This is a genomic window from Vibrio sp. 070316B (genome assembly GCF_013114115.1).
GTDB classification, from domain to species: Bacteria; Pseudomonadota; Gammaproteobacteria; order Enterobacterales; family Vibrionaceae; genus Vibrio; species Vibrio chagasii_B.
Map to the genome: position 1 here is coordinate 49004 of NZ_VTYC01000013.1, position 15009 is coordinate 64012.

Here is a 15009-nt window from a genome sequence, read left to right on the forward strand (position 1 = left end):
TGTTCCGAGTGCGAGATTGAGTAGCTCTCTCAAAATAACTCAATCCTGCAGATGGTTACTTAGGAGCCTTAAGTTGCATCTCTGGTTGAGCTCTCTTCTTGGCAGTCACTTTACGAACCACAAACCAAATCAGTAGACCCAATAGAATAGCAACCACGTTACCTACCCCAATAATAATCATACTGCGTTGTCTGTCTTCTTCTCGCTTCTTGAGTATCATCATCTCAGTAGCGATACGCTTCTGCTCGGCTAACGCTTCTTCTTGCAGGCGGCGGGATTCCGCTAAATCAATATCTTGAACCACACTGTAAGAGTGCTCGGAAATAGGGAACGTCAATGGGCGCTGGCTAGAAGCATCGGTGGCATAAACCATTCCAGACCAGTTATAAATCCCAAGTTCACCATTATAAGGGATCTCCAAAGGCACCTTCATCGCATCGACATCCGCTTGCCCTTGCTTATACATCACGTATTCATCTGGTGCTTTATGCTCTACGTGCACCGCTAACGAACTCGGCTCTATCATTCCCTGCTCGCCAGAGACCACGATAGTATGAGGTAAGCCATCTTTGCGAGACTGGATAAAGGTGGTGGTGATAGGTGTCGGATAAACCAAAACTTCTTGTTCTTGCGCTCGTAAAAACACGCCATTGCCGGAAGTGATGCGCGCGCGGTATTTGCCCGGCTCTATATCGATAGGTAAAGATACAGTGAAGACGCCGTCCCCTGCTTTTTCATCAAGATCAACGCCATCGTCAGCAAACTCACCCATCACAACAGGGACTGGGCGCGCTTCTCTCACTAAGGATTCTTCGTTTTCGACAAACTTAGTAAATGTCACTTTGAGCTTCACACGATCAAGGAAATCACGCAGCACCAAGGGCTTACCATCAGAGGTGAGACGGGCAGTGAATTTAATACGCTCTGTCTGGTACAGCTTGTTTGGAAATTCATTCGCATCCAAAACAAGATGAGACAGTAGCTTGATATTGTTCTTAGGAGAGACCTTACCTACCGCTTGCCATGGGCCCGGCATCGGCTTATCAATAGAGACAATGTCCATTGAGGATTCTTCATACCAACGGACATTATCAGCGTTACGCCAAGAGTAGTATTTCTTGCCATCAGGACGAACTAAGACGACAGGTTTAGAGTTATCGGCTCGATAAATTATAAAGGTAATTTGTTCTATGCTGGGATCAACTCGGAATCGGTTGTCCAATAAACTCATTACGGATTCTGTTGCCGCGTGCAAGCCAAAGCTTAACAGCAGCAAACAACCGGTGGCCAATACCCTTAACATACTTTCTCCCTACTGACGCCAGAGGCAGCTTCCGCTTTTCTCGACGAGATCTAAACGACTTTGATGCGCTTCTACTTCATCGGCCGTTGCTCGTAAAACCTTTAGGGATTTTCGACCACTTTCGACTCTTCGGATACTTTCTACGCCGCCTTCTTGCTGACCAGCATTAAATTGCAGTGACGTTTGTCCACCCGTCATCAATAAGTAGACGTCGGCTAGGATCTCCGCATCGAGCAAAGCGCCGTGAAGGGTACGGTGCGAGTTATCGATGCCATAACGTTCACATAAGATATCTAGGTTGTTTCTTTTACCCGGGAATATCTTTTTCGCCATGTCCAGGGTATCGGTAACTTTACAGTAATCGTCTGTCTTACCGATAGTAGGGTCCAGTTTCTCAAACTCGTAGTCCATGAAGCCGGTATCGAAGGGCGCGTTGTGAGCCACCAGCTCAGCGCCTTTGATGAAGTCGAGAAACTCTTTGTGGATGTCTTGATATTCCGGCTTATCAACCAAGAATTCATCAGTAATACCGTGAACGCCAATCGCCTCTTCTTGAATCGCACGATCTGGCTTGATGTAAACGTGGAAGTGGCGCCCAGTTAACTTACGGTTGATGATCTCTACGGCACCGATCTCAACGATGCGGTGACCCATGTAGTGAGGACCACCTTCGGTATTCATACCGGTTGTTTCGGTATCGAGTACGACGATGCGCTTGTTTTCATTCGAACTGTTTTTTTCGTTCGCGGTTTGTTCTGGAGTGCTACTGGTATTCATAAGGATAACTGTGTCAGACTATGCCGATAATGTGCTTGAGGTAATAGTATCAAATCATGACGAAACAAGTTGAAATTTTCACTGATGGTTCTTGTTTAGGCAATCCAGGGCCTGGCGGCTACGGCATCGTACTTCGCTACAAGAAAGTTGAGAAGACGCTCGCGCAAGGCTACACCCTAACGACCAACAACCGCATGGAAATGCTCGCTGCTGTTGTTGCACTGCAGACCCTAAAAGAGCCGTGTTCTGTGATTCTCACTACCGACAGCCAATACGTTCGTCAAGGCATCACTCAGTGGATACATAACTGGAAAAAGCGTGACTGGAAAACCGCGGACAAAAAACCGGTAAAAAATGCCGATCTTTGGCAAAAGCTCGATAAAGAGACAGCACGTCACACTGTCGATTGGCGTTGGGTGAAAGGACACGCAGGTCACCGAGAGAATGAAATGTGTGATGAGCTGGCGCGTACCGCTGCCGAAAACCCAACCCAAGAAGACACAGGCTATCAGCCAAGCTAATATTGGGAACGGATAAAGATATCCGATAGCAAAAAACCGACTACGAGTCGGCTTTTTCTGTTTTTAGCGGGCGCAGCGCACGAATGGAATGCAACGTACAGCGAGTATCTGTTCTAAAGCTTGCACCGACCGGAGAGAAGCGTCGTTTAAGGTGCCAGTGTGGCTTAATCGGTTTCAATGGATAGGTGCGCTTGCGAGCGACAATAAAGTATTGGCTTCCAGCAAATGAGGCGCAACCTCCCAAAGCATTTTCAAGCCAGGTCCACATCGCTTGATACTTACTCATCGGGAACAATGCATAAGTATCACAATGAATCACTTCATAGTTCAGAACGCCCAACCAGTCTTTTACACGACTTGGTGTATACATTCGCCCACTCCACGGTAAACTGTTCTTACGCCAAGGCATTAAACTGGCAAGCCCTGTGACACTGAATGGGTTAAAGCCAGTGATGATAATGTAGCCATCGTCCATCATCACTCGGTCGACTTCTCTTAATAACCGATGTGGGTCATTGCTATAATCTAATTGATGACTCAGTACCACAACATCAAAACTTTTCTCCAAAAAGGGCAAATTATAGCCATCCGCTATCACATTATGTAATGGGTTCTGGATATCTAGGTTTACTTGATGTTGAATGTTGCATGTGCAGCTAGAAATCTCACTGCTGAGACCGCCGAGCTTGAGCATATGGTAACCAAATAACTTTGGGCACCACTCATCGAGTCGAGTTTGAATTGATTCTCTCAACCAGTCCCCATTGTGCAATTGTGCCCAAGTGTAAGGACGCTCAAACTTCTTTCTGCTACGTGCTGGCTTCATCAATAATCTGTCTCACTTATTCTGTCGCACTGAAAGTGACTGGAGAACCAATAATGTTACATATCAAAAGCATACCTGCATTTAACGACAATTACATCTGGCTGATTGAAAATAGCGATCGCCGTTGTGCTGTCGTCGACCCCGGCGATGCAGCTCCAGTATTAGAGTACTTAGCACACCATGAGCTAACTTTAGATGCAATCTTGATTACGCACCACCACCACGATCACATTGGTGGCGTTCCAGAGTTAGTTAGACAATTTCCAGGTGTTGATGTTGTAGGCCCTAAGAATGAGCCTATCCCAACATTGACACACCCAGTGGATGATGGAGACCAACTGGAGCTATTCGGCGAAGTATTCTTAGTGCTTGGGCTTAGTGGGCACACGGCGGGCCATATCGGTTACGTTGGTGATGCAAAGCTATTTTGTGGCGATGTACTGTTCTCTGCGGGCTGTGGTCGTATCATGGAAGGCACTCCGCAACAGATGTTTGATGCGTTAAATAAGATTACGGCGCTTCCTCAAGAAACCGAGGTCTATTGTGCACATGAGTACACAGCAGCCAATATCGCTTTCGCGCTTGCAGTTGAGCCAGATAACCAACATTTGCAGCAATATCGCGACCAAGTGAACCGACTTCGCGCACAAAATAAGTCGACCATCCCCACAAATTTGAGACAAGAGAAGTTTGTGAACCCTTTCTTGCGTTACACCGAACCAAGTGTAGTGAAATCAGTATCTAATCGCACTGAACAGACCGATCCTTTGTCGGTATTTACCGCTTTACGTGCGTGGAAGAACGAATTTTAACAAATACAGACTTGTCACTTATAGGGAGTGGCAAGTATTATCATCGGCCGTTTATTAAAAAGGCTGTAACATGCGAGTTAAGTACAGCTGGGCTTTGGTATTACTACTATCTGGTTGCCAATTAACTCAGTCAGAGAATCCAGACCAAGCTTCCGAGCAAACCAACACATCTCCTACAAAAGTTTCTCAAGCGAACGTTTCACCTGAAGCGACCAAAGAAGAACCAAAAGTTGAAGCACCTGTCGTTACTCCACAAACACAAGAAGATGTTTGGAAACGCATTGCGATGCAACTTGAAATGGAAGTACCAGACCAAAAGAAGGTCGACTACTACCGAACATGGTATCTAAAACACCCTAGTCATCTAAAAACCGTCTCCAAGCGAGCAGAACCTTTCCTCTACTTGATCACCACCAAAATTGAAGAAAGAGACCTGCCTTTAGAACTGGCACTGTTGCCGGTTGTTGAAAGCTCGTTTGATGCATTCGCTTATTCTCACGGCAGCGCTGCTGGCCTATGGCAGTTCATTTCTGGCACTGGCGAAGCCTACGGACTAGAGCAGAACTTTTGGTACGATGGTCGCCGTGACGTTGCTGCCTCTACCGATGCGGCATTAGACTTCTTAACCGATCTTAACAAACGTTTTGATGGTAACTGGCAACACGCAATCGCTGCATACAATAGTGGCGGTGGTCGTGTAAACAGTGCTATCCGTAAGAACAAGAAGCTTGGCAAACCAATCGACTTCTTCTCACTGGACCTGCCAAAAGAGACCAGCAGCTACGTACCTAAACTGCTCGCATTGGCAGACGTGATTGCCAACCAAGAGAAGTACGGTATTGATATCCCAGCAATTCCAAACAAGCCAGTACTGACTCTAGTAAATCCAGGAGAGCAACTGGATTTAGCAATCGCAGCTAACTACGCAGGCATTCCAGTAAAAGAACTGCAAGGCTATAACCCTGCCTATAACCAGTGGGCAACGGCACCAGAAAAACACCAACAATTACTGCTTCCCCTAGACTCAGTTGAAAAATTCAACAAAGAAGTCACGGCCAACAAAGGCAAAGGCATGAAGCTAGTACGTTACAAGGTTCAATCAGGCGACAGCATCAGCGTACTGGCAAACAAATACAACACCACCAGCAAAGTGATTCGCTCAGCGAACGGTTTAACCAACAACAATATTCGTATTGGTCAACACCTACTGATCCCTACTTCGACTAAAGATGATAAGACTTACGCACTCAGCGCTTCTAACCGCCTAGCAAGCACACAGTCAAAGAGTCGCGGTCAATATAAGCTAACCCACAAAGTAAAAAGTGGTGACAGCTTATGGACCATTGCGCGTGCCAATAAGGTATCTCACCAGTCACTAGCGAAGTGGAACGGTATGGGCCCACGCGACACGTTACGAGTTGGTCAAGAGTTGGTCATTTGGAAGAACGGTTCTGACGGTGCCATCATCCGTACTATCTTCTATAGCGTAAGATCAGGTGACACAGTCAGCGGTATTGCATCAAAGTTCAAGGTAAAAAGTTCAGATGTTGTAAAATGGAACACTTTGCAGAACAAGAAATACTTACAGCCAGGACAAAAACTGAAGCTGTATGTTGATGTAACTAAGGTAAGTGTATGAACCCGTCAAGTAACCCACTCGTCATGCTGTTGGATATATTCCGTTCACCAACAGCTTGTTTCTTAGCGCTTTATCAGCGAAGTGCTTGGGGATGGCAACCCTACGTCGTATTAATGCTCAGCCCATTTTTATTTTGGGGTGCTTATTTTTCGAACGTAGATTTTGCTTGGTTAAGTGCAGAGCTATCTAAACAATTAGCTCAAACAAACCCAGACCAGTTGGCGTTACTTGATAGTAATACCCTACTCGCCAGTGAAATCATCAGCGATGTGTTTAGCCGCACGCTCACTATCGTTCTGTTGGCATTTTGGTTTAACCTTGCAACCAAACCTAGTCAACATCAGCATAGCTTTTGGCGATGGTTTGCAGCGGCATCGGTTATCATCTTCCCAGCAGTTTTAGGTGATATTGCGAGCTACGCAAGCCTAATCCTAAAGCACGGTCATGTGATGAACTACGCTGCTGACTTAAACAGCCTAAACGGCTTAATCAAGTTACCGCTTACTAGTGATTGGTCACAATTTGCTAGCTCTTTACCACTGCTACTGCCTTGGTACATCGTACTTGGTTACGCTGCTGTATTAACGTGGACAGAGTTTGAGCGTGGACAAGCTCTGGTAATTTCAGGCTTGCCGTGGATTGGCTATTACCTAATCTGGGCTATCTACATTTTAGTTTCGTAGATAACCGTTACTGAGTCTTATCTTTACGCTATTTAGCCTTAAAGGTGACTAACATTGGATTATGATCAGAAGCGTCCGTTATGGGCGCTTTTGCTTTTTCTACCTCTAGCCCACGATAAAACACATGGTCTAGCACTAGCCCCGTAATGAACTGAGTGCGATTATCAGGGTTAAAAGCGACCTCAGCCAAACCTACCTTTTCCAATGCTTCTTTTAATACGGTAAAGCGAGCCTCACTCCAGCTGTTAAAGTCACCAGCAAAAATAACTGGTCCACGGTACTTTTGTAGGTTGTTAGTCAAACTCTTAAGCTGAGCTTCATAATCTTCCGTACCAAAGGTAAAGTTTACGGCGTGGATGTTGATCACCGCCAACTCTTCACCATTACTCAACTTGTAACGGGACCACAGAGCAGACTTAGGCAACTGCAGCCAAGGCTCTTCATGAGTATAAGCACAAGCCTCGATAGGCAAATGAGTCGCGAGGTTGAGCACACCAGCACTTTTTTCAAATGCCTCAAACGCATTTACTCGAGTACTTCCCCATTGACCACTCGTTACCCACTGACGAAGTCCATCCGTCATGCTCGCTTCTTGTAGCAGTACTAAATCGCTTCCCGCTGTCAGCTTATTGAGTTCCGTCTGCCAGTGACTACGGTTTTGCTTATAAATATTCCACACGGTGAGACTTAAGCCGTCAGACACATCCAGCGCTTTAGGTTCAGAGTTTTGGTAGCAACTGTAGATGTCATTGCTGGTATTTGGAGAAGACGTGATTAGATTTGGTTTATTCGGGATAACAAAAATAAAGTGAAAACTTACAACGGCAAGTGTTATCAACAGCGTGATAACTATGATGGTTTTCTTGAACATACAACACCCTACCAGAAATGAAAAAGGAGCGATAAACGCTCCTTTTAGGGTAATAGTTTTTTTATACGGCGTCTTCGTCTTCTTCGCCAGTACGAATACGTACCACACGTTCAACGTCAGTAATGAAGATCTTACCATCGCCAATTTTACCAGTTTGAGCCGTCTCAATAATGGTATCAACGCACTGGTCAGCGACGTCGTCAGTAACAACAATCTCTAACTTAACTTTAGGCAAAAAGTCGACCATGTATTCTGCGCCGCGGTATAGCTCAGTATGACCTTTTTGGCGTCCGAAACCTTTAACTTCAGATACTGTCATACCCGTAATGCCTACTTCTGCAAGCGCTTCACGTACATCATCAAGTTTGAATGGCTTGATAATGGCTTCAATCTTTTTCATGTTCATCCCTTAAACTGTGCGAATGGCTCATTATCGGATAGCTATAGTAAACATTCAATGAAAAAAGCCAGAGCTTTGAGGCTCTGGCTCGAAATTTATCATCTTGTTTAATCAGCGCTTTAAGAGGGTTTTACTTAAGGCTTGCGTAGTAAGCAGCTAGATTAGCAATATCTTCATCATTCAGCATTGAAGCTTGAGCCTGCATTACAGCAGCCAGACCGCCGGTGCGCTGGCCGTTCTTATATGCGTTAATTGACGAAGCAATGTATTGCTCGTTTTGACCTTTAAGGTTTGGGTAACCCGGGATCACTGCGATACCATCAGCGCCATGACATGCTGCACAGATTGCTGCTTTTGCTTGTCCTGCAGCAACATCACCTGCCAGAGCGTTACCACTCAATAGTCCAAGTCCAAGAACTAATCCTAGTGTAATTTTCTTCATTGCATATTCCATTAATTATTTTTATTAAAGTGACGGTGAATTGTGACACAAACTTTTTCTAGTTGCTCCAAAGCGCTTCACAATCTTGACCTTCGTAGTTTTTATCTACGAATAAGCCTAAAACAGCGATCACTCGCTCGCCATCCATTAATATTGGCGTTCTGCGTCGTAACCAGCTAGGTACTTGGTACTCTTGAAAGAGTTTCTTTAGCTTTCTGCTATGCCCTCGCCCAACAGGGTGAGCTGACAACCCTTCAGGATTAAAAATCACCCGTAATGTCGCGTTATTGTTCGGTAAGTTAAATGCTTGCGAGTAGCTGTTAGGTTTACACTCAGAGCTGCCCGCAGTTAAGCTGATTTCTCCTAAACCATCAGGCAAAGCCAAGGGTTCACCAATAGTAATATCACCTTGCCAGAGCGATACGTCTTTAGACTCTTGTACCAAGTAAAGCTTATGGTTAAAACGCCTCACTTCAACACCGTTTAACACCAATTTAGGGTTGGCATCCGCCTGAGCACACGCCACTTCATCCCAGATAAGCTGAAGTTGCTTTTGGCTCGGCATCGCTTGCTGGCAATAACCTAACCACATTCTCAACAAGCGCGCTCTTAGTAAAGCCGATTGCTCAGATAAAACCTCAATGCTCAAGCTATGGTCACCACCGAGGGCTTGCTGTAAGTGAGAAGCTAACAACTCATCGAGCAACATCTCTTGCTCGGCACAGAGCTGGGCGCTGCGACTGACCGATTCTCGAAAACTAGACCAACGCTCAGTTAGCACCGGAGTCACTTGGTGGCGAATAAAGTTACGGTCGAAACGCACGTCCTGATTACTTTCATCTTCAACCCAAGTTAACCCCAAATCGTGAGCAGATGCTTCAATCTCCGTCCGAGTCACCGATAACATAGGGCGAACAATATAAGAACCTGAAAATGGCATCACTTTCGCCATGGAAGACAGCCCTTTCGGACCACTGCCACGCTTTAACGCTAACAGGAAAGTCTCAACCTGATCATCGATGTGTTGACCAGTAACAAGTACATCCCCTTGCCTGATATGTTTTTCAAAAGCTTGGTAACGTGCATCTCGGGCGAGCTTTTCTATGCTTTCACCATTGTTAACATCCAACGTTACTCGCTCAATAGCTAATGGAATAGACAAAGCATCGCACCACGCTTGGCATTGCTCTGCCCAATGATCGGCATTCTCACTTAAGCCATGATGAACATGGATCGCCAGACAATCGATTTCATGAGTTTTGGTGTATTGCGCAGCCAACTCCAACAACACACGTGAATCAACCCCACCACTAAAGGCAACCACCAGCCGGTGAGGCTTGATTGCGCTTTGGTCAAATACAGAGGTAAACGTTTCGATTAAGTGAGTCATGAGGCTTAATGAACCAAGAAGGTGTTTGAAAGATAATATTTAAATAATAAAAAAGGGTTGGCACTGAGTCCAACCCTTTCATCATCTTGTTACATAAAGTCCGCCTTCGAATAAGGCAGCTTATCAGCAGTAACCGTAGCTCATTAGACGCTGGTAACGACGCTCAAGAAGCGTTTCGTTATCAAACTGCTCTAGCTCTTCTAGCTGTTTCACTAGCATGTCTTTCATGTTCTGAGCGGTTTGCACTGGATCACGGTGTGCGCCACCTAGCGGCTCAGGGATAATCTCATCGATAAGCTCAAGCTCTTTAAGACGAGGAGCAATTAGGCCCATCGCTTCAGCAGCTTGTGGTGCTTTATCTGAATCGCGCCATAGGATTGAAGCACAACCTTCTGGAGAGATTACTGAGTACGTAGAGTACTGAAGCATGTTCACGTAGTCACCAACACCAATCGCTAGTGCACCACCAGAACCGCCTTCACCCACAACGTTACAGATAACAGGAACAGAAAGACCTGCCATAACCTTAAGGTTTTTAGCGATAGCTTCAGATTGGCCACGTTCTTCAGCGCCTACACCTGGGTATGCACCAGCCGTATCGATGAAAGTAATGATAGGCATGTTGAAACGCTCAGCGGTTTCCATTAGGCGAAGTGCCTTACGGTAACCCTCTGGCTTTGGCATACCAAAGTTACGAATCACTTTCTCTTTAGTTTCGCGACCTTTCTGGTGACCAATAACCATAACAGGACGGCCATTTAGACGAGCCATACCACCCACAATTGCTTTGTCATCAGCGTAAGCGCGATCGCCCGCCATCTCTTCAAATTCTGTGAATGCATGCTCCAGGTAATCTTTTGTGTAAGGACGTTGTGGGTGACGAGCAAGTTGAGCAACCTGCCATGCACCTAAGTCGCTAAAGATTTTCTGTTTAAGCTCTAAGCTTTTTTTCTCTAGTTGTTCGATTTCTTTGTCTAGATCTACCGCTGTGTCACCACCGTGACGCGAAACGTCACGTAGCGCTTCGATTTTTGCTTCAAGTTCAGCGATAGGCTTTTCAAATTCTAGAAAGTTCAGGCTCATCTATGAATCCTTGTTGATTCAGCTCCGCATTTGCGAAGCTAAATTTTAGTTAAATTCGAGTTCTACTTGGCTATTTCCAAGCAGCTGTTTTAATTCGTCTAGTAATGTATCACTTGGCGTCACGCGCCATTCTGTGCCCAATGTTAACCGCGCTCTAGCGTCGGCACGCTGGTAGTATACATTGACTGGGACCGTTCCGGCTCTATAAGGTTCTAAGATTTGACTAAATCGTTCAAAAAATTGACCATTAATTTGGGATTCATCGATAGATATCGATACCCCACGAGCATATTTTTCACGGGCGCTTCCTAAGTCCATGACCTCGCGCGCGGACATTTTAAGCCCACCGTTGAAGTCATCAAAGCTGACCTGTCCAGAAACGACCACAATTTTGTCTTTTTCGAGCAATTCTGCGTAACGATCGAGCGCATCTGAGAACAACATCACTTCCATACGCCCAGATCGATCGTCAATGGTCATCAAACCAATTCGAGTACCGCGCTTGGTAGTCATCACCCGTGCCGCAATCACCAGGCCGGCAATCGTTAATGATTGATCACGGCGTGTTGGCGTCGCGTCTTTCAAACGGCAGCTAGTGTATTTCGCTAACTCTTTGATGTACGCGTTAACCGGGTGGCCCGTCAGGTATAAACCTAGCGTTTCACGTTCACCTTCGAGCCAAACCTTTTCAGGCCATCTCGGTACTTGGGTGTACTTGTGCTCCACTTCTTCCGGTGCATCCGTCAATACACCAAACATATCCGATTGCCCAAAGGACTCGGCATGGTGATATTGGCTTGCCGCTTTAACCGCATCAGCCAATGAAGCCATCATCGCTGCACGGTGAGGGCCTAATCTATCTAACGCACCCGATAGAATCAACTTTTCGATAACACGCTTGTTAACTTTCTTTAAATCAATACGCGCACAGAAATCGAATAAATCTTTAAAGTAACCGCCCTTGTTTCGCGCCTCAATGATCGCTTCAATCGGTCCTTCACCTACCCCTTTGATCGCACCGATGCCATAAACAATCGCACCATCGTCATCAACATTGAATCGGTAGAGGCCCGAGTTAATATCAGGTGGCAGCAGTTTTAGCTTCATGCGGAAACATTCATCAACAAGGCCGATAACCTTCTCGGTGTTATCCATATCCGCCGTCATTACCGCGGCCATAAACTCTGCTGGGTAGTGTGTTTTCAGCCAAAGTGTTTGGTAAGAAACCAGAGCGTAAGCGGCTGAGTGCGATTTGTTAAAACCGTAACCCGCAAACTTTTCTACCAAGTCAAAGATCTTCATGGCAAGTTCGCCATCAACACCGTTGGCTTCCGCACCTTCTTTGAAGGTACCACGCTGTTTAGCCATCTCTTCTGGCTTTTTCTTACCCATCGCACGACGCAGCATATCCGCGCCACCCAGCGTGTAACCCGCTAGGATCTGTGCGATCTGCATTACCTGTTCTTGGTACAGGATGATGCCGTAAGTCGGCTCTAGCGTATCTTTTAGCGATTCATGTTGCCATGTTTCATCTGGGTAAGAGACCGCTTCTCGACCGTGCTTACGGTCGATAAAGTTATCAACCATGCCTGATTGCAGCGGGCCAGGACGGAACAAGGCTACCAATGCGATGATATCTTCAAAACAGTCAGGCTGAAGACGTTTGATTAGGTCTTTCATACCACGTGATTCCAGCTGGAATACCGCAGTGGTTTCAGAGTTTTGTAATAGGTTGAACGACGCTTGGTCATCCAGAGGGATCGATTCAATACGAACCGGCTCTTTGCCTTCCTTCTTTAAACGTGGGTTCACTAGGCCCAACGCCCAATCGATGATGGTCAGAGTACGTAGACCCAAGAAGTCAAACTTAACCAAACCAGCGGTTTCAACGTCATTCTTATCGAATTGCGTTACTGGGAAATTACCTTCAGCATCGGCATAGATAGGTGCGAAGTCCGTGATCGTAGTTGGTGAGATTACAACACCACCTGCGTGTTTACCGGCGTTTCGCGTACAACCTTCAAGGATACGACACTTATCGATCAGTTCACGAACTTCCTCATCGCCATCGTAAAGCTCTGGTAATGCAGGTTCAGCAAGGAAGGCTTTCTCTAGTGTCATCCCCGGATCTGGCGGTACAAGCTTAGAAATACGGTCCACGAAGCCAAATGGGTGGCCAAGTACACGGCCTACGTCACGAATTACCGCTTTTGCTGCCATGGTACCAAAGGTGATGATCTGAGATACCGCATCACGACCATACATTTCGGCAACGTGATCAATTACTTGGTCACGCTTATCCATACAGAAGTCGATATCAAAATCGGGCATCGAGACACGTTCTGGGTTCAAGAAGCGTTCGAACAGTAGATCGTATTCAAGTGGATCAAGATCGGTGATATCCAACGCGTACGCCACCAATGAACCAGCACCCGAACCACGACCTGGGCCTACTGGCACATCGTTATCTTTAGACCACTGGATGAACTCCATTACGATCAAGAAGTAGCCGGGGAAACCCATGTTGTTAACAACTTCCAGTTCAACCTTTAGGCGCTCGTCATATTCTGGGCGGCGCTCCGCTCGCTCTTTTTCATCAGGAAAAAGGAATGCTAAACGACGCTCAAGGCCTTCTTCTGATTTTTTAATCAAGAAGTCTTCAATCGCTAAACCTTCGGTTGGGAAGTTCGGGAGGAAGTACTCACCAAGACGAACAGTGACGTTACAACGCTTAGCAATCTCAACGCTGTTTTCAAGCGCTTCTGGGATATCGGAGAACAGTTCACACATCTCTTCTTCGCTACGAAGATACTGTTGCGCGCTGTAGTTTTTTGGACGACGCGGATCGACCATGGTGTAACCATCATGGATCGCTACACGGATTTCATGGGCATCAAACAAGTCTTCAGTTAAGAACACCACTTCGTTGGTTGCTACAACCGGTAAGTCTTGTTGCTCAGCAAGTTCTAGTGCAAAGTGCAGATAAGACTCTTCATCGGCACGCCCTGTACGAATCAACTCTAAATAAAAGCGATCGGGGAAGTGAGTCTTGTAAAACTCGACACTGCTCGCGACGAGATCACGGTTACCTTTCAGCAATGCCTTACCGATCTCACCTTCTTTAGCGCCGGATAAGATGATCAATCCTTCAGCGTTTTCGATTAACCACTCTTTGTCGATCACCGGCTGATGTTGCACGTGACCACGCAAGTAAGCTTTTGAAATCAGCAAGGTAAGGTTGTTATAACCTTTGTTATCAGACGCCAACACCGTCAGTTTCGTCAGTTCATCTCCAAATTCTGGAGATTGCATGAGGAAATCAGCACCAATAATTGGCTTAACCCCACACCCATGGGCAGTACCGTAAAATTTCACCAAACCACACAGGTTAGTGAAATCGGTAAGTGCTAGGGCGGGCATACCCATTTCAGCGACTTTCTTAACTAATGGTGGCACCTTAGACAGGCCATCCACCATAGAAAAGTCACTGTGTACGCGTAGGTGAACAAATTTTGGATCTGACATTATTTTTCCTGAGTTCTAGGCTAGGGCCTAGGATTACAACTGAGTGTATTCTATTTTTTTCTGCAGCAAGTAAGCAAATTTATTCGAAGATGAACGCTTATCTGTGTAGCACTTAATCAATGCCTAAAATACGTTTTACTGGCTTAAAGCTCTTACGGTAGTGCTCGGTAACACCGTGCTTTTCAATTGCCTCGAAATGCGCCTTAGTCGGGTAACCTTTGTGTTTAGCAAAACCAAACTCCGGATGAAGCTTATCAAGCTCTTCCATCTCTTGGTCACGAACTACTTTAGCGATAATAGATGCTGCACTAATTTCAGCGACGCGCAAGTCACCTTTAACCACTGCAATACCGGCCATTGGCAATTCAGGTACACGGTTGCCATCAATCAAAGCCATATCAGGCTGAACGCTCAAACCTGCAATCGCTCGCTGCATCGCAACCATAGTCGCTTGCAGGATGTTCAACTCATCAATTTCTTTTGGGGAACAACGACCAACAGACCACGCCAGTGCTTTCTCTTTGATTTCAGGAAGCAGAGCAAGGCGCTTTTTCTCAGACAGTTTCTTTGAGTCGTTCAAGCCTTCAATGGGATTATTCGGGTCTAGGATAACTGCAGCTGTCACTACATCGCCAACCAATGGCCCACGCCCTACTTCATCGACGCCAGCAAATAGCTGGTAGCCTTGAGGGTATTCGAAAGGTGGAAGCTCTTTTTTCTCTTTTACTGCCATGACA

At 46.0% G+C, this 15009-nt stretch carries 14 protein-coding genes; 4 read left to right on the top strand and 10 right to left on the bottom strand.

Annotation, left to right across the window (positions count from 1 at the left end):
• Positions 1-55: 55 nt before the first annotated feature.
• Together F0251_RS11870 and dnaQ are read right to left on the bottom strand one after the other, a co-directional pair.
• Positions 56-1303 (bottom strand): TIGR03503 family protein, encoded by a 1248-nt coding sequence (locus F0251_RS11870; RefSeq protein WP_171731038.1) that lies wholly within the window; start codon positions 1301-1303, stop codon positions 56-58.
• Positions 1304-1312: 9 nt separating this feature from the next.
• The gene (dnaQ, locus tag F0251_RS11875) at positions 1313-2080 is read right to left on the bottom strand and encodes a DNA polymerase III subunit epsilon (RefSeq protein ID WP_004738617.1); all 768 of its coding nucleotides are present in this window, start codon (positions 2078-2080) and stop codon (positions 1313-1315) included.
• A gap of 56 nt (positions 2081-2136) precedes the next feature.
• Here dnaQ and rnhA point away from each other — a divergent pair, with 56 nt between their 5' ends.
• The gene (gene rnhA / locus F0251_RS11880) at positions 2137-2601 is read left to right on the top strand and encodes a ribonuclease HI (RefSeq protein ID WP_008222935.1); all 465 of its coding nucleotides are present in this window, start codon (positions 2137-2139) and stop codon (positions 2599-2601) included.
• A gap of 40 nt (positions 2602-2641) precedes the next feature.
• Here rnhA and F0251_RS11885 read toward each other — a convergent pair whose 3' ends face one another.
• Positions 2642-3427, bottom strand: coding sequence for a class I SAM-dependent methyltransferase (locus tag F0251_RS11885; RefSeq protein WP_008222934.1), 786 nt, complete (start codon positions 3425-3427; stop codon positions 2642-2644).
• 53 nt (positions 3428-3480) lie between these two features.
• Between F0251_RS11885 and gloB the strand changes: the two genes are divergently transcribed.
• The 3 genes from gloB (at position 3481) to F0251_RS11900 (ending at position 6561) form a co-directional block, all read left to right on the top strand.
• A complete protein-coding gene (gloB, locus tag F0251_RS11890; RefSeq protein ID WP_061032617.1) occupies positions 3481-4239 on the top strand; it encodes a hydroxyacylglutathione hydrolase in 759 nt (252 codons plus the stop codon).
• Between the two features lie 70 nt (positions 4240-4309).
• Positions 4310-5878 carry a LysM peptidoglycan-binding domain-containing protein gene (locus F0251_RS11895; RefSeq protein ID WP_105057483.1) on the top strand — a complete coding sequence of 523 codons (1569 nt, stop codon included), beginning with the start codon at positions 4310-4312 and terminating at the stop codon, positions 5876-5878.
• A complete protein-coding gene (locus tag F0251_RS11900; protein ID WP_008224026.1) occupies positions 5875-6561 on the top strand; it encodes a YIP1 family protein in 687 nt (228 codons plus the stop codon). Before F0251_RS11895 ends, F0251_RS11900 begins: the two co-directional genes overlap by 4 nt.
• A gap of 28 nt (positions 6562-6589) precedes the next feature.
• Here the strand turns inward: F0251_RS11900 and F0251_RS11905 are convergent, their stop codons facing one another.
• From F0251_RS11905 to rnhB, 7 genes are all read right to left on the bottom strand, one after another.
• Positions 6590-7432, bottom strand: a complete 843-nt coding sequence (locus F0251_RS11905) for an endonuclease/exonuclease/phosphatase family protein (protein ID WP_008224022.1) — start codon at positions 7430-7432, stop codon at positions 6590-6592.
• A gap of 61 nt (positions 7433-7493) precedes the next feature.
• The gene (gene glnB, locus F0251_RS11910) at positions 7494-7832 is read right to left on the bottom strand and encodes a nitrogen regulatory protein P-II (protein ID WP_008224020.1); all 339 of its coding nucleotides are present in this window, start codon (positions 7830-7832) and stop codon (positions 7494-7496) included.
• 130 nt (positions 7833-7962) lie between these two features.
• Complete coding sequence (locus F0251_RS11915; protein WP_061032613.1) at positions 7963-8274, bottom strand: cytochrome c; 312 nt, start codon at positions 8272-8274, stop codon at positions 7963-7965.
• Between the two features lie 58 nt (positions 8275-8332).
• Positions 8333-9664, bottom strand: a complete 1332-nt coding sequence (gene tilS / locus F0251_RS11920; RefSeq protein WP_171731039.1) for a tRNA lysidine(34) synthetase TilS — start codon at positions 9662-9664, stop codon at positions 8333-8335.
• Positions 9665-9787: 123 nt separating this feature from the next.
• Positions 9788-10747 (bottom strand): acetyl-CoA carboxylase carboxyl transferase subunit alpha, encoded by a 960-nt coding sequence (gene accA / locus F0251_RS11925; RefSeq protein WP_008224015.1) that lies wholly within the window; start codon positions 10745-10747, stop codon positions 9788-9790.
• Between the two features lie 45 nt (positions 10748-10792).
• Positions 10793-14272, bottom strand: a complete 3480-nt coding sequence (gene dnaE, locus F0251_RS11930) for a DNA polymerase III subunit alpha (RefSeq protein WP_105057486.1) — start codon at positions 14270-14272, stop codon at positions 10793-10795.
• Between the two features lie 112 nt (positions 14273-14384).
• Positions 14385-15005 carry a ribonuclease HII gene (rnhB, locus tag F0251_RS11935; RefSeq protein WP_171731040.1) on the bottom strand — a complete coding sequence of 207 codons (621 nt, stop codon included), beginning with the start codon at positions 15003-15005 and terminating at the stop codon, positions 14385-14387.
• Positions 15006-15009 lie beyond the last annotated feature (4 nt).